Here is a 21,981-nt window from a genome sequence, read left to right as displayed (position 1 = left end):
ATGGAAAAGAGAGTGATCACCTATCGCAAGGAGTTTTCGTGGAAAACATTTTTTCTGCAGTGGGAATGGATGCTCGTCCTCATTTTCATTCTGGTCAATGTGATCAACGCCAATCTGTCCCCGTACTATCTGAATGCTGACAGCCTGCGAGACGCGACGATGACCTTCCTCGACAAGGCGTTTATCGTCCTGCCGATGGTGTTCATCATCATCCTCGGCGACATCGATATTTCTGTCGCTTCGATCGTAGCGCTGTCCTCTGTCGTCATGGCTGACCTGTATACGATGGGCGTTCCGATGGAGCTCGCAGTCGTGATCTGCCTGCTGGTGGGTACTTTATGCGGCTACATCAACGGGCTCTTGATTACCCGGTTCAAGGAGCTGTCAGCGGTCATCGTGACTTTGGCGACGATGATCATTTATCGCGGGATCGCGTACATCCTGCTCGAAGACCAAGCAGCAGGTAAATTTCCGGAATGGTTCAAGTTTCTCGGGTGGGGTTATGTGGGAACGGTTCCGTTTATCCTGATTGTTTTTGCGGTTTTTGCTGTAATTTTTGGACTTTTGCTGCATAAAACCACATTTGGACGTCGCGTCTATGCGATGGGAAGCAATCTGACGGCCAGTCAATTTTCCGGAATTCAGGTCGATAAAATCAAGATTCTCGTCTTCACGCTGGCCGGATTCATGTCTGCCATTACGGCATTATTCCTCACTTCGCGGATGGGCAGCACCCGCCCGAATATTGCGACCGGCTATGAGCTGGACGTTATTGCCATGGTTGTACTCGGCGGCATCAGCACGTCAGGTGGCAAAGGGAGGATGATTGGGGCGATTCTCGCCATCTTCCTGATTGGTTTCTTGCGGTACGGATTGGGGCTCGTAAACGTCCCGGCACAAATGCTGCTCGTCATCATCGGACTGTTGCTGATCGTGGCCGTCATGGTCCCCAATCTCAAGAGTCATTTGCGTAAGTGGGTCAAAATCTGATTTTGAAGTAGGGCAGTCCAACAATCAGACAAACGTGGAGGTACGAGATGATACAGAGCTTATGGAATCGTGAGCATGCGGAAAAATGTCAAAACGGGCTGGAAGAGCTGGTCTATCGTTCGAACCTGATCGGAGAAGATCGCCGGGTGTGCAACTGGGGAGGGGGCAATACCTCTGCGAAAACAAAAGTAACCGATTTTCGCGGCAGACAGATCGATGTCATGTGGGTGAAGGGCAGCGGGTCTGATCTCGCGACAATGAAAGCAGGAAATTTTACAGGGCTGCGGCTCGAGGATATTCTGCCTTTGCTGGAGCGCGAGGAGATGTCGGACGAGGAAATGGTCGCTTACCTGGCACACTGCATGATCGACAGCAAGCATCCGCGCGCATCCATCGAGACGCTCTTGCATGCGTTTCTTCCGTTTCCGCATGTCGATCATACCCATCCAGACGCGATCATCAGCATTTGCTGCGCGGACAACGGCAAAGAGATAGCACGGGAGATCTTTGGAGACCGTTTTGTCTGGGTGCCGTATGTGCGCCCTGGCTTTACTTTGTCCAAGATGATCGCCATGGGAGTGCAGGAAAATCCGCAGGCAGAGCTGGTGCTGATGGAAAAGCACGGGCTGGTCACCTGGGGAGAGACGTCCGAGGCTTGCTACGCCAAAACGATCGCGATCATTCAGGAAGCTGAAGCCTACATCGAGTCCAAGGTACAGGAAGAGGCTGTATTTGGCGGGCAGCGCTACGAAAGCATTCCTGAGGAAGTGCGCAGGCACATTCTGGCGCAGGTCATGCCTGTCATTCGCGGAGCAGTCAGTGACGCCAAGCGAATGCTCCTCACCTACGATGATGGGGAAAAAGTGCTCCAGTTCGTAAACAGCCGGGACGCTCGCGAGCTTTCACAGGTCGGAGCGGCATGCCCGGATCATCTGGTGCATACGAAGATGGTCCCGCTGTATGTGGAGTGGGATCCGGCGACTCGGGACGTGGAAGCACTAAAGCAAGGTCTGATCGCGGGTATCGCTCGCTTCAAGGAAGAATACACGCGCTATTTTGAACGAAACAAAAACGAAGGAGACCAAATGTCCGAAGCGGCACCGCGCGTCATTTTGATTCCCGGTGTAGGGATGGTCAACACCGGAAAAAGCTGGTCGAATGCACAGGTCAGCGGAGCTCTTTACCATCGGGCGATCGCCGTCATGCGCGGTGCGACGGCACTTGGCCGCTTTGTCTCCTTGAGCGAGAACGAATCGTACAACGTAGAGTATTGGCCGCTGGAGCTCTACAAATTGTCTTTGGCTCCTGCAGAAGCGGAGTTCTCCCGCAAGGTGGTATTCGTCACTGGTGGAGCAGGAGGAATCGGCAGTGAGACCTGCCGCCGCTTTGTCGCAGAAGGTGCCCATGTGGTGCTGGCGGACTTGAATCTCGAAGGGGCGAAGAAAGTCGCGCAGGAAATTAATGAGCGTTACGGAGAAGGACGAGCGATCGCCGTAAAAATGGATGTGACCCGCGAAGAGGAGGTTCAGGCTGCCTTGGCGGAAGCTGCGCTTGCCTACGGCGGGGTGGATACGGTCGTAAACAACGCGGGGCTCGCAACCTCCAGCCCATTTGACGAAACGACATTGAAGGAATGGAATTTGAACATCGCGGTGCTCGGCACCGGGTACTTCCTCGTCGCGCGTGAGGCATTCAAGCAGATGAAAGGACAGGGGATCGGCGGGAACATGGTATTCGTCGGTTCGAAAAACTCCGTCTACGCAGGGAAAAACGTAACGGCGTACAGCTCGGCAAAAGCGCTGGAGGTCCATTTGGCGCGCTGCATCGCCGCAGAGGGGGGCGAGTACGGCATTCGCGTGAACACCATCCTGCCCGATGCCATCCTCCAAGGGTCGGCGATCTGGAATTCGAGCTGGCGCAATGAGCGTGCCGCTGCGTACGGGATCGAGCCTGATCAGCTGGAAGACTACTACCGCAAGCGCACCACCTTGCTCGTCAACATTTATCCGAGAGATATTGCGGAAGGCATTCTCTTCTTTGCTTCTTCCAAATCGGAGAAAACGACGGGCTGCATGCTGACGATCGATGGCGGAGTGCCAGCCGCATTTACGAGATAAAGCCAAAGGAGGACCGAGGATGATTCGAAAAGCGTTTGTCATGCATGTATTCGGAGATTGCCACGAGGAGTACCAGCGGCGTCATGACGAGATCTGGCCGGAAATGGTAGAGATGCTGAAAGAGTACGGGGCGCATGACTACTCGATTTTTCTGGATCCGACGAGCAATCGCCTGTTTGCCTACCTGGTCATCGAGGACGAGGAACGCTGGAGCAAGACGGCGGAGACGGAAATCTGCCAGAAGTGGTGGGCGTATATGAAGGACGTCATGGAAACGAATGAAGATCATAGTCCTGTGTCTCTCGAGCTGAAAGAAGTCTTTTATTTGAAATAGACGCTGTGAGAAAGAGGTGCATGGCGTGGGAAACCATATTGCCGTAGATATTGGGGCTTCGAGCGGCCGGTTGGTCCGGGGTACGATCCAAGACGGGCGCATCGAACTGCAAGAGATCCATCGTTTCAAAAATGGCTTCAGCGAAAAGGACGGACACTGCTACTGGGACATCGACTACTTGTTCCGAGAAGTGATCGCGGGCTTGCAAAAGGCAAAGGAGCTTGGCATTACTGCTTGCACGTTGGGCATTGATACATGGGCAGTTGATTACGCGCTGATCGATGGAGAAGGGCAAAGACTGCACGAGGTGTATGCCTATCGCGACGAACGGACGAAGCATGCGGTCGAAAAAGTGACGAGACAGCTGTCCGCCGACGAGATCTATGAAAAGACGGGCATCCAGTTTCAGCCCTTTAACACATTGTTCCAGCTTGCCGTGCATGATCCCGGGCAGCTGAAGCGAGCGGGGCAAATCCTGCTGGTGCCTGATTATCTGCACTTCCTGCTAACGGGAAAGCGATTCAACGAAGTGACGAACGCCTCGACGACGCAGCTGCTCCATTTGCAGACGCGTGACTACGATACCGATTTGCTGAAGCTGCTGGGTCTGGATCGCTCCCAATTTGCGGAGCTGGTCCAGCCGGGGGTGTCGCTCGGACCGATTCGTCAGGCATTGCGCGAGGTGCATGATTTGCCCGACTGCGAAGTGATTTGCGTCGCTACTCACGATACCGCGTCTGCTGTGCTAGGAGTCCCAGCCAAGCCCCATCAGTCGTTTGCCTTTTTGAGCAGCGGGACCTGGTCTCTGATGGGAGTGGAGCTGGATGCTCCGATCTACCATGAAGAGGCACGAGCGCGCAATTTCACCAACGAGTGGGGGGCTTTCGGGACCTATCGCTTTTTGAAGAACATCATGGGGATGTGGCTCATCCAGGAGGTGCATCGCCATTACGAGGGGGCCATCACTTACGCAGAATTTGTAGAGCTGGCCAAAGAGGAGCCTGCTTTCACGACCTTTCTCGATTTTACGGACGTTCGCTTTCTGAATCCGCGGAGCATGGTGCGTGAAATCCAGAGCTACTGCCGGGAAACCGGACAGCTCGTACCGCAGACTCCAGGGGAAATTGCCCGCTGCATCTACGACAATCTGGCGATTCTGTACGCCTTGTGCGTCGAGGAATTGGAAGCGATCACGGGACGTGCCATCGAGGTGATTCACATCGTAGGCGGCGGCTCCAGCAACGAGCTTCTCTGCCAGCTGACGGCTACCGTTTCGGGGAAAAAGGTTACGGCGGGGCCCGTCGAATCGACGGCTCTGGGGAATCTGGCTGTGCAAATGATCGCGAAGGGTGCGGTGAGCGACATTCACGAGGCGAGAGCTCTCATCCGGAAGACGTTTGCCAGCGTTCCCTACGAACCGCTGGAGCTGGGGGACCGAACGGAATTGATCGAGGAGTTCAGGCGTGTGACAACAGGCAAAAAGAAAGGAGTGGCCACGATGAATGCAGGAGTAGATGCGAGCTATCAAGAGGCGAAAAAGCTGTACGCAAAGCATGGGATCGATGTTGAGGCCGTCCTGGAAAAGCTGGCGAAGATGAAAGTGTCGATGCATTGCTGGCAAGGGGATGATGTCCGAGGGTTCCTAAATCGCGATCAGGAGCTGACAGGGGGGATCGCCGTCACGGGGAATTATCCGGGCGCGGCACGCACGCCAGATGAGCTTCGGCAGGATCTGGAGAAGGCTTTTTCGCTCATTCCTGGCAAGCACAAAGTCAATCTGCACGCCATATATGCGGATACCGAGGAGAAGGTGGAAATCGATCGGCTGGAACCGAAGCATTTTGAAAGGTGGGTCAGCTGGGCCAAGGAGCAAGGGCTGGGTCTGGACTTCAATCCGACCTGCTTCTCTCATGAAAAATCGGAGGACGGCTTCACGCTCAGTCACCCGGATCCCGCCATTCGCCGGTTTTGGATCGATCACTGCAAGGCATCCCGCAAGATCGGAGCTTATTTTGGCGAGCAGCTGGGGCAGACGTGCGTCACGAACGTCTGGATTCCGGACGGCTTCAAGGACACTCCGGTGGACCGACTCGCGCCACGCCAGCGTCTGAAGGACTCGCTCGACGAAGTATTCCGGGAAGAGCTGAACCCGGCGCACAATCTGGATGCGGTGGAAAGCAAGGTATTTGGGATCGGTTCGGAGAGCTACGTCGTCGGCTCCCACGAATTTTACATGGGCTATGGGGTTGCTAACGGAAAGATCATCTGCCTGGATGCAGGGCATTTCCATCCGACGGAAACCATCTCGGGCAAGCTCTCCTCTCTAGCTCTGTTTTCCAAAGGCATTCTCTTGCACGTCAGCCGTCCGGTGCGCTGGGACAGCGATCACGTGGTCATCATGGACGACGAGCTGCTGGATACCGCACGCGAGCTGGTTCGTCACGACCTGCTAGGGATGACCCACATCGGTCTGGACTTTTTCGACGGCAGCATCAATCGCATCGCGGCATGGGTGATCGGCATGCGCAATACGCAAAAGGCTCTGCTCCGGGCGATGCTGGAGCCGACAGACTATCTGCGCCAGGTAGAGCTAGAGGGAGACTACACCACCCGACTCGCGCTGATGGAAGAATTCAAATCATATCCGTTCGGGGCCGTATGGGATATGTTCTGCGCTCGCCACAATGTACCGGTGCGAGAGGAATGGCTGGCAGAAGTGAAGCAGTACGAGCAATCGGTCCTCTCCCTGCGCGGGCAGTGGAAAGCGGCGCTCCCGTCTTAACAGAGACTCCAGCAAGCAGCACGGTCAGTGAGATCGTGCTGTTTTTTTACGAAGGCTCCCGGAAAAAGCTTTGCGCAGCCAAGTTTTCTAGCAGAAAAGCCAAGGAATCATGCTAAAATAAAGACTCACACACTACTTTGGACAGGCTGTACGCGGAGGGAAGCTTTGTGAAGAAAAAATCGGTAAACGCGATGGAAGTTGCGAGATTGGCCAAAGTCTCCCAATCTACCGTCTCGCGAGTATTTACCCCAGGGTCAAACGTATCCGAAAAAACCAAGAGAAAGGTGCTGGAGGTCGCCAGGGAGCTGGGCTATCGTCCGAATGCACTCGCTCGCGGACTGATCATGAATAAGACCAACATCGTCGGTCTGGCCATGCGGGATATAGAAAATCCGTTCTACCATGAAGTGTTGGGGAAATTTACGAAGGGGCTACGTGACAGGGGCTATCATGTCCTGTTTGTGTATACGGAAAACGACGAGATCCAGCAAGAGGAAATCACCCAATTCCTGGAGTACAGCGTGGAGGGCGTGATCGTGACGGATGCTTACTTGTCATCAAAGGTCGTGTCTCAGCTGCATGAAAACAACATCCCTGTCATCCTGTTCAACCGCTACAGCAAAGACATCCCTTGCTATTCGGTCAGCTGTGACAACTACGCGGCTGCCCAACAGATTGCCCGGTATTTGCACGAGCAAGGCTATCAAAACATGGCATTTATTACGGGACGGGAGAATACCTCCACAAGTCAGGATCGGCAGCGCGGCTTTTGCGATTTTCTGCAGGGGGTAGGGATGGCTCCGATCATTGAAAAGGGCGACTTCACGTATGAAAAAGCGTATGAGGCGACTTTGCGCATGCTTGCGCGAGAGGTGCGGCCGGATGCGATTTTTGGGGCGAATGATATTACGGCGTTGGGAGCGCTCGATGCGGTAAAAGCGAAGGGGCTTTCGGTCCCCGATGACATCGCGATCGTCGGTTTTGATAATATCAAGATGACTTCTTGGCCATCTCATGAGCTGACGACGTGGGAACAGCCCGTAGACGAAATGATTGAATTGACCATCGATACGCTGCTGAATGATATGAAAATGGGGAGCGTCGAACCCGCGTCAAAGCTGGTTTCCGGTCAATTGATCGAGCGTCGGACCACAAAGAAAAAAATTTAAGCGATTGACAAATGTAAGCGTTACTCATTACTATTTGAACATAGATTACAAACAGTCTGATTTTTTTCTCACTCTTTTTTGCATACGTATGCAACGGGGGTGAGAAAATAATTTCTGAAAAATGCATACGTATGCAAAAGCAGGAGGTCATGAACATGGCAAGATACTTGAAACAAGGAAAAGCAAAAGATGAGATCGCGCAAAATGACGCGCAAGTAGCGGAAACGGTCCGCCAAACTATCCAACAAATCGAGCAGGAAGGCGATGCAGCCGTTCGGCAGCTGTCCGCAAAGTTTGATAAGTGGAGCCCGGAGCAGTTTCGCCTGACGGAGGAGCAGATCGCGGAAATCATCAGCGGTGTGCCAGAGCAGACCATTGAGGATATCAAGTTCGCACAGAGCAATGTGAAACGCTTTGCGGAGGAGCAGCGCAAATCCATGCTGGACATCGAGGTGGAAACGCTGCCGGGCGTGATTCTGGGTCACAAAAACATCCCGGTGGACAGCGTGGGCTGCTACATTCCGGGGGGGCGCTATCCGATGGTGGCTTCTGCGCACATGAGTGTCTTGACGGCAAAGGTGGCAGGGGTCAAACGCGTCATCGCTTGCACGCCTCCGATCAACGGAGAAATCCCCGCTGCCACTGTCGCAGCGATGCATATGGCAGGTGCGGATGAAATCTACATTCTCGGCGGCATTCAGGCGATGGCAGCCATGGCGGTCGGGACGGAAACCATCCAGGCGGTAGATATGCTCGTCGGACCAGGAAACGCTTTTGTAGCAGAGGCAAAGCGCCAGCTGTACGGACGCGTCGGCATCGACCTGTTTGCGGGACCTACGGAGACTCTCGTAGTTGCGGATGAGACCGCCGATGCGGAAATGATCGCAACCGATATTCTCGGTCAAGGGGAGCACGGCCCGACTTCTCCGGGAGCGCTGATCACGACCTCCGAGGAGCTGGCTCATGAAACCATCAAAGAAATCGAACGCCAGTTGGAAGTACTGCCGACAGCGGATGTGGCGCGTGTTTCCTGGCGCGACTACGGCGTGATCATTCTGGTAGAGGATGAGCAGGAAGCATTGGTCGAAGCCAACCGCCTGGCATTTGAGCACGTAGAGATTTTGACGAAAGACCCTGATTTCTTCCTGAACAACATGACCAACTACGGCTGCCTCTTCCTCGGCCCAGAAACCAACGTCGCATACGGCGATAAAGTGATCGGGACCAACCATACGCTGCCTACGAAAGGTGCGGCTCGTTATACCGGGGGACTGTGGGTAGGCAAATTCCTGAAGACCGTTACGTATCAAAAAGTGAGCGAAGAAGCGAGCGCCTACATCGGGGAATACGCCGCTCGCCTGTGCCAGCTGGAGAATTTTGCAGGACATGCCGAGCAAGCGCTGCTCCGTGTTCGTCGCTACGGAAAGAAGTAAGCAAGAGTAACTGACGATGGAAGAGAAACGGAGCCCGCTCCTTGGGGCCGGCTCCTACTTTTCCTGGCACGAAATGAAATCGGTTTCTGACATAGAACAGATGGGAAGTGATTTAAATGATTAGCATGATTGGTTTGATCGGGGGCTTGGCGCTTCTCATTATCCTCACGATGAGAGGGATGAACCTGTTGATCGTGGCTCCTTTTTCAGCTCTGGTCGTCGCCGTTTTCAACGGGCTGCCGCTCCTTCCGCAGCTGGCAGCAAAGGGCGAGGCGAACTTCGTCTCCAACTACATGAGCGGTTTCACGGGATTTATTACTTCCTGGTACTTGATGTTTCTGATTGGCGCCATCTTCGGAAAGCTGATGGAAGACAGCGGTGCTGCGGACAGCGTGTCCAAGTGGATCGTGGAAAAGATCGGGATGAAAAATGCAGCGCTAGCGATCGTCATTGCCTGCGCGGTCCTGACCTACGGGGGCGTGAGCCTGTTCGTCGTAGCCTTCTCCGTCTACCCGATGGCGATCAGCTTGTTTAAAGAGGCGAACCTGCCGCGACGTTTCATTCCGGCAGCACTTGGCTTCGGTTCGACTACTTTTACCATGACATCTGCCGGTTCCCCTGAAATTCAGAACTGGATTCCCATCGAATACTTGCACACCACACCGTATGCAGGCTGGGAAGTCAGCCTGATCGTCGCTGTATTCATGATGATTTTCGGCTATTGGTGGTTAAAACGCATGATTATGAAAGCGGTTCAAAACGGGGAGCACTTCGTCTCTCGGGATACTGACAACATGGAAGTGCGGGAGAATTTGCCCAATCCGATCGTCAGCATGATTCCGCTCTTGGTCGTTCTCGTCATCTCGTTCATCTTCCACAATTCGTTGGCGCAATCTGCGCTGATTCTCGCTTTGCTCGGCGGGGTCATCGCGACGTACCTGCTGCATCGCCGCTATTTTCAAAATTTTTGGCATGCGGTTTCGGAAGGTACCATGGGAGCTCTCATTGCCATTGCGAATACAGCAGCAGTCGTCGGGTTCGGCGGGGTCGCCAAAGCTACACCATCGTTTGCAAGCGCGGTTGACTTCATGACGAGCATCCCGGGCAGCCCGTTGATCGGGAGTGCCGTTGCGGTATGCATCATCGCCGGTCTTACAGGTTCTGCTTCTGGCGGACAGACCATCGCACTGCCATTGCTTGCGCCGCACTACACAGGACTCGGCGTAGATCCGGAAGCGCTGCATCGCGTGGTTGCCATTTCTTCCGGTTCTCTGGATTCGCTGCCGCATGGCGGATATGTCGTGACGACGATTCGCGCAATTGCCGGAGAGACCCACAAAGATGCGTACCCGGCATTTGGCGCCATGACGGTAATCGTGCCGATTTTTGGTGTCATCCTCGCTGTCGTCTTGTTCTCGCTCGGCATGTAAGAGGGCTCTGCTTGGTAAGTGAATTCGCCAGATTGTATCGTTAGCCAAAAGGGGAGAGGCAGGAATGGCATACTTTCAGGAGTTGAAAGGGAAAAAGGTCCTCATCACGGGAGGCAGCAAAGGGTTGGGCAAGGACGCAGCCCTGGCTTTTGCCCGGCTTGGGGCAGACGTCATGATTACCGGTCGCAATTCGGCGGATCTGGAAGCGGCGACGCGGGAGATGCGGCAGTTCCATACGAATACGTTCTTTTTGACCGCGGACATGCAGGATGTTCAGAGTATTTACCGGATGGTAGACGACACGCTCGGCACGCTCGGAGGTCTGGATATTCTCGTCAACAATGCGGGAATCAACATCGCCAAGCCCGCTTTTGAAGTGACCGAGGAAGACTGGGACCGCGTACTGGACACCAATCTGAAAGGGACGTTCTTTTGCGCACAGCGGGCAGGCAAGCATATGGCGGCAAACGGCGGAGGGCGCATCATCAATATGGTGTCGCAGATGGCTTTTGTCGGGTATATCAAAAGGTCTGCCTACTGCTCAAGCAAAGGAGGGGCAGTCCAGCTGACCAAGGCTCTGGCTGTAGAGTGGGCCTCGTTTGGCGTAAAAGTCAATGCGGTGGCTCCGACCTTTGTCGAGACGGATCTCACGAAAAAAATGTTCGAGGATCAGGAGTTTTATCAGGATGTGCTGCGGCGCATTCCGCTCGGAAAGCTGGCGCAGGTGTCGGATATCACCGGGGCTGTCCTGTTCCTCGCCTCCGATATGGCGAACTTCATTACGGGGGAAACGATCAAGGTGGACGGAGGGTGGACCGCGATATGAGGACATTGCCTGAGAGTCTGGCGATCATCGGAGCGGGAACCATGGGCCACTCGATTGCTCTGTCAGCCGCCATGGCAGGATTTGAGGTGTCCATCTGGGGAACGAACCTGCAGGACATACAGCGGGGGAAGGACGGGGTCGCCCAAAAGATTGGGGTACTGCGCGAATACGAGGTCATTCGCTCTGACGAACAGGCTGCGATCAAGGCACGGATTCAGTTCACGACTTCCTTGCAGGAGTGCGTCCGGGGAGCAAGCTTTATCATCGAAGGAATCCCGGAGCAGCTGGAAATGAAGCAGCAAATGTTTCGGCAGCTGGAGGCATTGTGCCCTGTGGATACGATTCTGGCAAGCAACACATCGGGACTGAGCCCGACCGCCATTGCCGGCTTGATCGAGCATCCCGAGCGGACACTGGTCACGCATTTCTGGAACCCGGGGCATCTCATTCCGCTCGTGGAGGTCATTCGTGGGGAACGGACGTCAGATGCAGCCGTAGATCGTGCCATGGCCCTGCTGGATGCCATGGGCAAAAAGCCGATTCTCGTGAAGAAGGACATTCTCGGATCGGTGGGGAACCGACTGCAATACGCACTATTCCGCGAAGCCCAGTACATCTATGAGCAAGGCGCCGCCTCGATTGAAGATATCGACAAAGCCGTTCGCTACAGCATCGGTCGGCGCTTGCCTGTCACCGGCCCATTCATGACCGCGGATATGGGAGGGCTCGATGTGTTTGATGCCATCTCCAGCTATCTGTTTCCGGATCTCGGGACGCAACAGGCCTCCTTGTCAGCGATGAGAAGTTTCGTTGATGCAGGGAATTACGGACAGAAGAACGGGAAAGGCTTTTATGACTGGTCGCCGGAGCAGTCGCGGAAGATGAACGAGGCGCGGGAGCGGGAATTGATTGAGTGGTTGAAGAAGGATTTGGTGGAAGACGGAAAGGAAGAGAAATAGAAGGTTATAAGGATTACTCATTCGAGAGGATGCTGTAATCCTTTTTTTATGTGAGGAGCTGAAAAACCTTGTATTGTCCACAGCCTATTCACAGATGTGCGTAGGTTACAAACATTTTATGCACAGTTTCTTCTGGCGAGTTGTGGATAAGTGGATATCTAGCTGATGAGAGGGTCTTTATGAAGAGATTGTATTTTTTTATATTTTACAGTTGGAAAATCTTGAACATTTTAGGTTTGTATGAGATACTTGTACATAACGAATAAGAACATACGTTCCTGTCCGAAGAATAAAGCGAATACCATTCACATAGAAGCGTGAGGAGGAAATGCCATGGCGACGCGAGCATGCATGAGTATGGATGATCTGCGCGAACAGGTCTGCGAGGGATGCCCGGCTACAGAATGGGGGAAAAGGGCGCATTGTCAGGTACATGACAAGCATGTAGGGAAGATCGAGTCCTGCCCTGAATGGGACAAGCTTCTGGAGGGGCAGAAGCAAGAACAGAAGGCGCAGCAGAGATCAAATGTGCATGCAGAGCTGGAGTCGGCCGGGGAGCTGGTGCAGCGAACAGAGGAAGAAATCCGAGACTACAGCTACATGCAGCTGGAAGTGATACGCATCCAGCGGTTCCTGCAGGAAATGGGCGAAGGCATGGTTGGGCAGTATGGCGTGGAAACTGCGCAGCTCAAGCCTCTGGGGAGGCATAGCGACAAGACCCATGCAGAAGCGGCTCGGCGAGAGCGAAAATGGAAGCGGCTGCAAAACCTGCAGGATAAAATCCTACGAATCGATGAAGCGGTGGAGACGATCCTTGATGAGCAGGAGAGGCTGATTCTGGAGGCGCTTTTGGACGGAGAAAAAAACACCCAGATTGCCAAAGAAATCGGGGTATCCCGGCAGAGGTATTATGAAATCAAGCGCCGTGCAGTGATGAAGATGGCGTGGGCGATGTATGGCAAGCGTGCTCAGTCGACAGGGTGAACGAGAGAGAGCGCGGACAGCTTGAGCCCTTGATCCGGATTGATTGACCCTCACGAGGCAAACAGCCCAAGAGGGTATTTTTTATTCCCATGTACGTATCAAATCGAATCAAAGTTAATAAAAATGAATCAGAGTAAATCATCGACCTACAAGCGTGGCTGGTTTCTGAGGAGGAGTTTGCCATCCTACAAGCGGAACGTCATGAAATAATCACGCAGTACGTGAATCAAAAAGGGTTTGCTTCCATTTCCGAATTGACCGAGCTATTGGCAGTTTCCAAGCCGACCGTATTGCGGGATCTCCTGAAGCTGGAAGAAAAGCACCTGATCATTCGCACCTATGGGGGAGCAGCCAGCCTGCACAAAGGAACGAACTTCGAGCCCCGTCACTCTGAAAAGGAAGCGCAGGCGGCAGAAAACAAGGAAATGATCGCGCAGCTGGCATTCACGTTTATCCACCCGGGAGAGACGATCCTGCTCGACAGCGGTTCGACGGCGCTGATGCTGGCAAAGCAGCTGGTCAAAGCAAAGAACATCACGGTCATAACCAATGACATCAAGAGCGCGATGTGCCTGAGTGAAAACGAAGCCATCGATCTGGTCGTGCTGGGAGGGCAGCGGCGAAGAGGAGTATACAGCCTTGTCGGGCCTTTTACAGAGCTGCTGCTGCAGAATCTGAATGTGGATAAGGTCTTCCTGGGAGCTGATGCGGTCGACATTCAAAAAGGAATTACGAACTCCAACATCGATGAACTCAACATAAAGAAAGGGATGATCGCTATCGCCAAAGAGGTGATTTTGCTTGCGGACAGCAGCAAGTTTAATCAGGTGGCTTTTTCCCATATTGCCGATCTCGACGTGCTGGATGCGATCATCACGGACAGAAACATTGATCAAAAGGGAGTCCTCAAAGTGCTGCAGGAGAAAGGCATCCAGGTGCACATAGCTGGAACGGCCCAGAAAGGGGGGAAGGCAGAGGGCGAAGAGAGTAATTGAAGGCAGGAAGATGCGCGGCAAATTTTTAGGGGAGGTCGAGGGAGTTGGAGATGAAAACAATCATCGTCGCCTGCGGGGCAGGTATTGCTACATCGACGCTGATCTGCGACAGGGTGAAACAGCTATTGGAGAATCATGGGATTGCTGCCCAGATCATTCAGTGCACAGTGGCGGATATTGCTGGGCACGCGGGAAGGGCTGATCTGATCGTGACCTCGATGAAGCTGGAGAATAAATACGAAAAGCCGCTCGTCACCGCGATTTCCTTTTTGACAGGGATTGGCCGTGAACAAACGGAACAGGAGATTTTGGCGTACCTCACATAACCGAGCTGACGAATAGGGGGAAGAGGAATGGAAGCCATCCTTCAAGTGTTTACCTATCTTAGCGATCTCGGCTCCATGGTGATGATTCCGATCATCATTGCGATTGTCGGTCTCTGCTTTCGGCTCAGTATTTTGCGGGCGATCCGTTCGGGTGTCACCGTAGGGATCGGCTTCGTAGGCTTGAATCTGGTGCTCGGTATCATTTGGACGTACATCGGGCCCATCACCACTATTTTCGTCGAGAAGTTTCATCTGCAGTTAACGGTTATCGACGCAGGATGGGCGGCTGCGGCAGGCGTCGCTTTCGCCACCAAAGTGGGAGCCGTGATCATCCCTTTTACTCTTCTCGTCAACTTCCTCATGCTGATCAGTAAACAGACTCGCACCGTCAACATTGACATCTGGAACTACTGGCATTTTGCATTTACCGGAGCGGTCGTCATGACCGTCACAAGCAGTATGGTCTACGGCTTGCTGGCAGCTGCTGCGCATTGTATCGTCGCACTGAAAATGGCAGATCTGTCCGCCGAGCGCGTGCAAAAGGAAATCGGCATTCCGGGAATCTCCGTTGCCCAAGGCTATGCCATTTCTTCGGTTCCTGTCTACGTGCTGCTGGAAAAGCTGTACGACAAGATTCCGGGACTGCAAAACCGCAAGACAGATACGTCAACCATCCAAAGCAAGCTCGGCGTGATGGGGGAGCCGATGATGATCGGTCTGGTCTTGGGGATCTTGATCGGAATCGTGGTCGGGTACGATCTGAAAAAGGTTTTGGAGCTGGGTATCGCGATGGGCTCTCTCATGCTGCTTTTGCCACGGATGGTCAAGGTCATCATGGAAGGCTTGGTTCCGATCTCCGAGGCTGCGCGTTCTTTTATGGAAAAACGGTTTAAAGGCTCGGAATTTTACATCGGCCTCGATTCAGCGGTCACCCTCGGACATCCGACTACCATTACGGTTGGCATTTTGCTGATCCCGATCACCCTGGTATTGGCCATGATCCTTCCTCTTAATTCCACGCTACCCTTGGGTGATTTGGCAGCGACCGCCTTCTTTATATCGATGGCGACACCCATTCATCGCGGTGATTTCGTCCGCACGCTGATCAGTGGAACCATCATGATGGCCATCGTTCTGTTGTTCGCCAGCTATTTTGCTCCGATCATTACGGATACGGCGAAAAATACCGGCTTCACATTTCCGGAAGGCGCGTCGCAAATCACAGCTCTGTCGGCAGGCAACTGGGTGGCGTTTGTCATCAGCAAGCTGATGTCACTGCAAGCGGTTGGAGTCGCGATAGTCGTTGTTCTGGTGGGAGCTCTGCTGGCTTTCAGCAAAAAGTTCGTAGTGCCCAAATGATCAAAAGCGGCGCCAAGGCGAAAGGAGCAGGTCACATGATCATTTCCCCTTCCATTGCATCCGCGGATCCGCTGCGTCTGGAGGAAGAAGTCAATCGACTGGACCCAAAGCTGTATTCAGACTTGCATGTCGACATCGAGGATGGTCATTTTATTCCCAATATTACGTTTGGCATGAAGACGGTCAAAAGGCTGCGTGAGGTGACGGATCTTCCGTTTTCGTTTCACCTGATGGTATCCAATCCATTCGATTATCTGGAAGAGATGTGCGCCTGCCAGCCGAGTGTAATATTCGCTCATGTGGAAGCGCTCGAATACCCGAGCCTGTTTGTTGATGCGGTACGAGGTCGTGGGGGCAGGGTGGGACTGGCGTTTAACCCGCGCACGCCGATCGCTCCCTTTGGCTATGTGCTTGGTCGTGTGGATGCTGTGTTGGTCATGACCGCAGAACCGGATGGGGTGGGGCAGGAATTTCTCCCTGACATGGTGACGAAGGCGCAGCAAGTTCGAGATGCCGTCCCCTCCGTCGAGCTGTGGGTAGATGGTGGCGTCACACCAAACCGGCTAGGAGAGCTAACGCAGGCGGGCGTCACACATGCCGTAATGGGCAGAGCTGTTTTTGGTCGCGGTTAGGAAAGAGTGGGGCTCTCATTCAGGCAAGTCACCTCAAAAAGGATTCCATCCAGCGCATGAAAGTAAAAAGTGTATCCCTCTCGCATCTTTCGCGGCTCCTGGTTCAACGGAACATGAGCTGTCTTGAGGCGGTGGTACAACCGGTCGACCTCCTCGCAAGTATCGACGAAGAAACCCACGTGGAAGCCGTCCGGATAGATCAGAGCATCCTCTGCGTTTCCTCGGGGTTTGCTCAATACGAGGGTAAATCCCTCTCCATCGTTCATGATGACCACGGCATTCGCTACTTCTCCCGTTGTCTGCATTCCGAAAAAGCTTTCAAAAAACTGGCGTGCCTCGGACAGATCCTTTACGCATAGATTCAAGTGATTGAGTCGCATAGGAAAAGCCTCCTTTAGAAGATGTATGGATAGCATAAAATAGCGGATCAGCCTGTAAAAAAATGACAGATCTGATTTTTATTTTAACTGACCCTGCTCTCTTGTGGAAGACTGACTATTTTACGTGAAGCAGAGCTGCTTTATGCTAGACTTCCAGCGGTTCGAAATAGGAAAGGGTAAATCATCTTGGCTGGCAAATACTTTAGACAGGTGCCGAATACATAGGATAGATCAAGCAGACGGGATGGGAGGAATGAATGGTGAGTGAGTTGAATGCTCTGTTTCGCAAGCGAATCGGGATCGCGCAAGACGAACCCATTACCTTTGAAACACTGGCAAGCGTTCTTGAAAAAACGGCGAGGGCGATACCTTTTGAAAATTTATGCGTGATTGCAGGACAAACACGGGATATCACACGGGAAAGCCTGCTGGACAAAATTCTTGGCAAAAACGAGGGCGGCCTTTGCTACGAGCTTAATCCGCTTTTCTATTTCTTTTTGCTCGAAAACGGGTTCCAGGCAGTGCTGACCCGCGGGATTGTCTACAAGCAAGCTACGCAGGAGTATCAGTCGATCGGAAGGACGCATGTCACGATACTCCTGACTCACGAAGGGCGAACGTATTTGGTCGATACGGGCTTTGGGGCGAATCTGCCATTGAAGCCAGTCCCGCTCACGGGGGAGACCGTTACGTCTGCAAATGGGGAGTTTCGGGTGACGAAGGCAAGCTGTGAGCACGGGGACCACGTGCTGGAAGTGAAGCTGAAGCACAAGGACACTGCCTGGCGAATCGGATATGCCTTTGATTCCGCCAGACCCATCGCGGATGTATCAGAATGTAACGAGATTCAGACGGTTATTCGGGAGCATACGGAATCTCCCTTTAACAAGGGGCCATTGGTCACCCGGTTGACAGAGGCCGGGAATGTGACGCTGACGGAAACCACGTTTACGAAGTGGGAGAATGGAGTCGTGACAAAGGAGGGGATCGATGCGGTTCGTTTTCGGGAGCTGTTGGGAGAGTGGTTTGGTATGTCCTGACAAATCTTTACACAACCGTACATTCCTGTTCATTTTCCCATTTCCAATGCAATCTGATTTATACTGAAGCCAAGCGAAACAAGGAAACAAGAAAAGCAGTCAAAAGAGCCGCCTGAACCATTCGGGTGGCTCTTTCTATTCCCAAATCAGCGCGAGGCGAGCGTCCCATCGCTCCTTATTCGGCAGAAGGAAAGATATCGAAGGGAGATGAGCACATGAAGTTTCTCCAAGCCATTCATCACGGAGCAGCACCCACCAATGGCTGGGCAGCGACAGCTGAAGCGATTGTATCACCTGTTTTCCATTACCTTTACGGATTTGGACGATCAGATATCCTGGTCGTTCTGCTTTTTTGCATTTGCCTGGATTGGGTGACAGGGATTCAGGCTGCCAAGAAGCAGGACTTCACTTGCCCTTCCGAATACGGACTTGGCCGTATACCGCGGACATTGTTCTTTTTGGCCCTGCCTGCGCTGGCCAACCTGCTGGATCGTGTCATGGCGACGCCTGGGTTTCTTTTTTACGGGGTGACTTTTGGGCTCATTTACCACACGTGGAACAGTCTGACGGCGAATGCTCGTCGTGCTGGATGGCCGGTTCCCAAAGCGATTGCCAACTTGGTAGAGTCGGAGATCAAAGCCAAATCGGAACGCGCCATGAATCAGAAAGAAGGGTAGTAAAGAAGACTGCGCCACATTGGAAGAATAGTAGAGCGATGTCCACAGCTTACTCACAGGTTATACACAGAAATCACAGGGTGCTGTGGATAAGTGAGGGGGATGGCTACCGTACTTGGCATGCAGGCGGAGTGGAGCAGTGAGCCGAACAGTTGCTCACGGTTGTTTTGGCAATCGCTTCATTAAAATTTGAATACTCAGCATTCAGAACATATACACAGAACTGAAGTTGGATATCCACAAGAACCACAGAGTTATCCACGGTTTCCTCGGGATTTTGTGGATAACATCGATTCATCCTGCAACTCTTGGCTTTGCCTTTGGTAAGAAGGAACCAGGGCAGGGGGGGCTTTGTGCTCGGTGAAAAGAAACGACCGGGCTTATGCGCTCGGTCGTCACTCTTCTGTTGCGCTGCAATGAATATCCGCGCCAAGTACTCCGCAATGCCCGTCTTTATCCACCATATAAATGGAGAGGGTCACGCACGGGCGCTTGGTGATGGCAGAGATGTACGGTGCGGAGATGTAGAAGCCGTCCTGAAGAGCTCCTGTAAACCATTGGCGCCGTTTGGCGTTTAAAATGCCCGCAGGGGGATGGGAATGCAGGAAATCTCCATCCGCATTGTTGAGCCACACTGCCTCCAGTACAGTCGTATCCTCCATCCAGTTTTCGAAAACCTCCTGTAGCTGAACGGGGGTGGAGGTTAACAGCTCCTCATGACTCGCCCAGTCCTCCATTTTTCCTTTCCATTGAGCGAAGGTATCGATCGTGAACGGAGGATTGTCGAGGATCTCCGTGTGTTCTCCATGCTTTTTGACGACGACAGAAAACTCGTCGGAGATGTCTGTCAGGTGTTTGCTCGCTTCGAGAAGTTGCCTGACGATGTTGTCTTGGCTGGCAGAGATCGTTTGGACATCCGTGGCCAGCTGCGTGCTCTCTTTGGATTTGCTCAAAAGGTGGGCGAGTTGTCCGGTCATGGTTTGAACCGTTTCCACTTGTTTGAGGCAAGACTCCTCATTATCCGAGATGATTTTCTCCAGCACGTCAAAATGACCTTGAACCTGCCTTAAAATGCGGTGGCTGTCCTCCAGCTCCTGTTTGTTGGCCGCAATCCAATTCTGGTTTTGGTCCAGTGCGACCAGCACTTCCTGGGAGGCACTCCGAATGTTGTGGATGAGCGGGTCGATGTCGAGGAGGCTGCGCTTGCCTTGGTCAGCCAGTTCCTTGACTCTCTCGGCTGCGATCTTAAAATTCATGCCATTCGTTCCATCCTTAGGGGATTCAATCGAGGCGTTCATGACCAGCATGCTGGTCTGCTCCACCGTCATTTTCAGCATGATCTGAAGGTCGGTAATATGCTGCATCTGCTGAAGCAAATAGTGAATCGACTGGGAGGCTTGCTGCGTAGTCGCCTCCAAGCTGGAAAAAGTCTCACTGGTACGAGTGAGGGCTTTGGTGGCGTGGTGCAGGTCCTCCTCGAGAGCGGAGTTCGTGTCGCGCATGATTTTGGCTTGAGCGGAAGTACCCTCAGCCCGGTGCTGGACAGTCTGCAAAAAGTGGGTCAAAGTCTCTACTCCATCGAGCGCCTCCGTCTGATTGCGCAAAATGCTCTCGCTCATTGTCAGCACGTTGCCTGATACCTGCTCAATTCTCCCGGATTCGTTGTAAATGCGTTCCACGATCGATTCCAAACGATCCGTTGCGACCACGATATCATCGGTCATGAGCTGGTTATCCGTTGTCGACTCATTGGCAGAAGGATTTTTATACGCATTGACTATTTTCAGTAATAACCCCACACGACTCACTCCTCTCTTTCTTATAACGTTATATTTATGTCATATAATCTTACATCAATACTGTTATTCTATTCAAGTTCTAACTGAGTTCACTGTTTTTGAATGATTATGTTAAATAAAGTGACGTAAAAATGATTGGATACGTAATCCCAACGATAATAAAATGGGATTCGGAAACATAAAAAGACAACTTATGAAATAGGATGGTTCTAAAAGAGTACGGGAATCTATTCGCCTGCGCGTAAACAAGCCAATACCATAGGTCTTCCCTTGACTTCGGACTTTTCACGAAATGGAGGTTGGTTTTTCATGTCTTTGCCCATTTTGCCGGATGTAACTCCTCGCATAACCCTGAAACGTGAAGAAGTGATTCATCTTCTTTTAACCTCTGTCGCCATGGAAGAAATAACGATGTCCCACATTATGAACTCGGAAGGCGAAAAAATTCAGCAGCTGCTGGATAAAGAAGGGATAAGTCTAGATGACATGCTTCGCCTGAACCAGAGTATGGAGCGGATGTTTCGTAATATCATCAGTAAACAAATCTTGTTGCAATTCAAGCTGGATCAAATTTTGGAGCTTGAAGGGAAAAGCATCAACAAGGATGAAGGGAATGCGACCGAAGAAGGAAGTGTGACGGAAGAAGGAAATGCGGCCGAAGAAGGAAGCGCGACCGAGGAAGAAAGCCCGATCGAAGAAGGAAATGTGACCGAAGAAGAAAGTGAGACGGAGGAAGGCACCGTCGTTGATGACAAAAATATAGCCGAAGATGATTAATCACTCGATCGAGCAGCTACTGGAGAACATGGTCCATCCCGAAATGCGAATGAAGAGAAATGAGGAAGCAGATGGATTTGGCCGATTAGTGGAATCGACGGTAGCATGGGAAAAAACACAAGCGGAGCTAATCAAATGTCAGACTCTGCAAACCAACCTTTGGCTGAAATGGCTCCTGAGTAAACCCTCGCCCTTTCCAATCATGCTGCTCATAAGCTGGACCGAGGCGACGAATCGTTGGATGGAAGCCTGGGTCATGTTTCAATGGATGTGGTTTGTCAGATTGGGAAAGTTACTTCCATACTGGATCATGGACCGCCACGTAAAAAGGGATGCAAACCATCCTTCTGCAATCGTAGAGGCTCATTTGCAAACAGTATCGGCTTCCAATTCACTGGCCGAGGCACAGATTCATCTCATTACCCAGATCCTATACGAGCTGAAGCAGACTCCGACAACAGCGCTTCGTCTGAACAAGCTGGAGCGTGGCTTGATTCAAATGGTAGAAAGCATCGGAGAAAGCATGCGCATCATGGTGCGATTGCATGAGCACCTCGTGATGTTTCATCATGAGAAGAATTCAACGGTGGACGGCCCGGTTCAAGTGAGCGGCTTCTCACTCCTCCAATCGATAAAAAAACTCAGCGTCCAAACCGACGGGTCTCCGCTCGTTTCAAACGAATTCATCCCCCTGTTAAAGGAATCCGTAAAACGTTTGATAGGGTCTCTAGAAGGATCGAAAAATTCGGAACCGCTGATTTTCCACCCGGATCCACCTTTGCCGAAGCCATGGCTAAACGAGAAGATTTTTGGCCATTTTTGGAAAGGGACAAAATGAAAGGAATGGGCTGCCTTCAGGGGTAGTCTTATTTATTTTTCCTTTGATCTGGAAGCTGTAAAAATATTTAGGTAATAGTGTGCTATAATCATAAAATATGACTACGCTGAATATGAGCCAACATGCAGAGTGGG

The 21,981-nt window shown here is 52.4% G+C and carries 20 protein-coding genes and 1 pseudogene; 19 read left to right on the top strand and 2 right to left on the bottom strand.

Annotation, left to right across the window (positions count from 1 at the left end; translation table 11 throughout):
• The 15 genes and pseudogenes from JNE38_RS27555 (at position 1) to JNE38_RS27485 (ending at position 16,336) form a co-directional block, all read left to right on the top strand.
• The gene (locus JNE38_RS27555; protein WP_203354231.1) at positions 1-990 is read left to right on the top strand and encodes an ABC transporter permease; all 990 of its coding nucleotides are present in this window, start codon (positions 1-3) and stop codon (positions 988-990) included.
• Positions 991-1,037: 47 nt separating this feature from the next.
• Positions 1,038-3,107 (top strand): bifunctional aldolase/short-chain dehydrogenase, encoded by a 2,070-nt coding sequence (locus JNE38_RS27550; protein ID WP_203354230.1) that lies wholly within the window; start codon positions 1,038-1,040, stop codon positions 3,105-3,107.
• A gap of 19 nt (positions 3,108-3,126) precedes the next feature.
• Positions 3,127-3,441: an L-rhamnose mutarotase gene (rhaM, locus tag JNE38_RS27545; protein WP_203354229.1), complete on the top strand. Its 315-nt coding sequence runs from the start codon at positions 3,127-3,129 to the stop codon at positions 3,439-3,441.
• Between the two features lie 16 nt (positions 3,442-3,457).
• Positions 3,458-4,828: pseudogene (gene rhaB / locus JNE38_RS27540) on the top strand (rhamnulokinase); the annotation flags it as partial.
• 111 nt (positions 4,829-4,939) lie between these two features.
• Positions 4,940-6,223, top strand: coding sequence for an L-rhamnose isomerase (rhaA, locus tag JNE38_RS27535; RefSeq protein WP_203357773.1), 1,284 nt, complete (start codon positions 4,940-4,942; stop codon positions 6,221-6,223).
• A 167-nt stretch (positions 6,224-6,390) separates the two neighbouring features.
• Positions 6,391-7,392, top strand: a complete 1,002-nt coding sequence (locus tag JNE38_RS27530; protein WP_203354228.1) for a LacI family DNA-binding transcriptional regulator — start codon at positions 6,391-6,393, stop codon at positions 7,390-7,392.
• Between the two features lie 155 nt (positions 7,393-7,547).
• A complete protein-coding gene (gene hisD / locus JNE38_RS27525) occupies positions 7,548-8,825 on the top strand; it encodes a histidinol dehydrogenase (protein WP_203354227.1) in 1,278 nt (425 codons plus the stop codon).
• Positions 8,826-8,941: 116 nt separating this feature from the next.
• Positions 8,942-10,255, top strand: a complete 1,314-nt coding sequence (locus JNE38_RS27520; protein ID WP_203354226.1) for a GntP family permease — start codon at positions 8,942-8,944, stop codon at positions 10,253-10,255.
• A 64-nt stretch (positions 10,256-10,319) separates the two neighbouring features.
• Entirely contained in the window at positions 10,320-11,081 is a 762-nt protein-coding gene (locus tag JNE38_RS27515; protein WP_203354225.1) for an SDR family NAD(P)-dependent oxidoreductase, read from the top strand.
• Positions 11,066-12,040, top strand: a complete 975-nt coding sequence (locus JNE38_RS27510; RefSeq protein WP_343071406.1) for a 3-hydroxyacyl-CoA dehydrogenase family protein — start codon at positions 11,066-11,068, stop codon at positions 12,038-12,040. The genes JNE38_RS27515 and JNE38_RS27510 overlap by 16 nt, the downstream gene beginning before the upstream one ends.
• A 333-nt stretch (positions 12,041-12,373) precedes the next feature.
• Positions 12,374-13,024 carry an ArpU family phage packaging/lysis transcriptional regulator gene (locus tag JNE38_RS27505; protein ID WP_238933481.1) on the top strand — a complete coding sequence of 217 codons (651 nt, stop codon included), beginning with the start codon at positions 12,374-12,376 and terminating at the stop codon, positions 13,022-13,024.
• 137 nt (positions 13,025-13,161) lie between these two features.
• Positions 13,162-14,019: a DeoR/GlpR family DNA-binding transcription regulator gene (locus tag JNE38_RS27500; RefSeq protein ID WP_343071724.1), complete on the top strand. Its 858-nt coding sequence runs from the start codon at positions 13,162-13,164 to the stop codon at positions 14,017-14,019.
• A gap of 50 nt (positions 14,020-14,069) precedes the next feature.
• On the top strand, positions 14,070-14,345 hold the full coding sequence (locus tag JNE38_RS27495; RefSeq protein ID WP_238933763.1) for a PTS sugar transporter subunit IIB: 276 nt from the start codon (positions 14,070-14,072) through the stop codon (positions 14,343-14,345).
• 27 nt (positions 14,346-14,372) lie between these two features.
• Complete coding sequence (locus tag JNE38_RS27490; RefSeq protein ID WP_203354221.1) at positions 14,373-15,704, top strand: PTS galactitol transporter subunit IIC; 1,332 nt, start codon at positions 14,373-14,375, stop codon at positions 15,702-15,704.
• Between the two features lie 35 nt (positions 15,705-15,739).
• On the top strand, positions 15,740-16,336 hold the full coding sequence (locus tag JNE38_RS27485; RefSeq protein WP_203354220.1) for a ribulose-phosphate 3-epimerase: 597 nt from the start codon (positions 15,740-15,742) through the stop codon (positions 16,334-16,336).
• Here the strand turns inward: JNE38_RS27485 and JNE38_RS27480 are convergent.
• A complete protein-coding gene (locus JNE38_RS27480) occupies positions 16,333-16,716 on the bottom strand; it encodes a VOC family protein (RefSeq protein ID WP_203354219.1) in 384 nt (127 codons plus the stop codon). The genes JNE38_RS27485 and JNE38_RS27480 overlap by 4 nt on opposite strands.
• A gap of 260 nt (positions 16,717-16,976) precedes the next feature.
• Here JNE38_RS27480 and JNE38_RS27475 point away from each other — a divergent pair, with 260 nt between their 5' ends.
• Both JNE38_RS27475 and JNE38_RS27470 read left to right on the top strand, forming a co-directional pair.
• Positions 16,977-17,756 carry an arylamine N-acetyltransferase family protein gene (locus JNE38_RS27475; protein ID WP_203357771.1) on the top strand — a complete coding sequence of 260 codons (780 nt, stop codon included), beginning with the start codon at positions 16,977-16,979 and terminating at the stop codon, positions 17,754-17,756.
• 215 nt (positions 17,757-17,971) lie between these two features.
• Entirely contained in the window at positions 17,972-18,433 is a 462-nt protein-coding gene (locus JNE38_RS27470; protein ID WP_203354218.1) for a phage holin family protein, read from the top strand.
• 395 nt (positions 18,434-18,828) lie between these two features.
• Here the strand turns inward: JNE38_RS27470 and JNE38_RS27465 are convergent, their stop codons facing one another.
• Positions 18,829-20,232 (bottom strand): methyl-accepting chemotaxis protein, encoded by a 1,404-nt coding sequence (locus tag JNE38_RS27465; protein WP_203354217.1) that lies wholly within the window; start codon positions 20,230-20,232, stop codon positions 18,829-18,831.
• 309 nt (positions 20,233-20,541) lie between these two features.
• On the opposite strand from JNE38_RS27465, the gene JNE38_RS30865 reads away from it, so the two are divergent.
• Positions 20,542-21,009 (top strand): alpha-helical endospore appendage domain-containing protein, encoded by a 468-nt coding sequence (locus JNE38_RS30865; protein WP_238933480.1) that lies wholly within the window; start codon positions 20,542-20,544, stop codon positions 21,007-21,009.
• 256 nt (positions 21,010-21,265) lie between these two features.
• The gene (locus tag JNE38_RS27455) at positions 21,266-21,847 is read left to right on the top strand and encodes a hypothetical protein (protein WP_203354216.1); all 582 of its coding nucleotides are present in this window, start codon (positions 21,266-21,268) and stop codon (positions 21,845-21,847) included.
• Positions 21,848-21,981: the final 134 nt, after the last annotated feature.

Source organism: Brevibacillus choshinensis (genome assembly GCF_016811915.1).
GTDB lineage: Bacteria > Bacillota > Bacilli > Brevibacillales > Brevibacillaceae > Brevibacillus > Brevibacillus choshinensis_A.
This window is presented reverse-complemented; position numbering and strand designations above follow the sequence as displayed.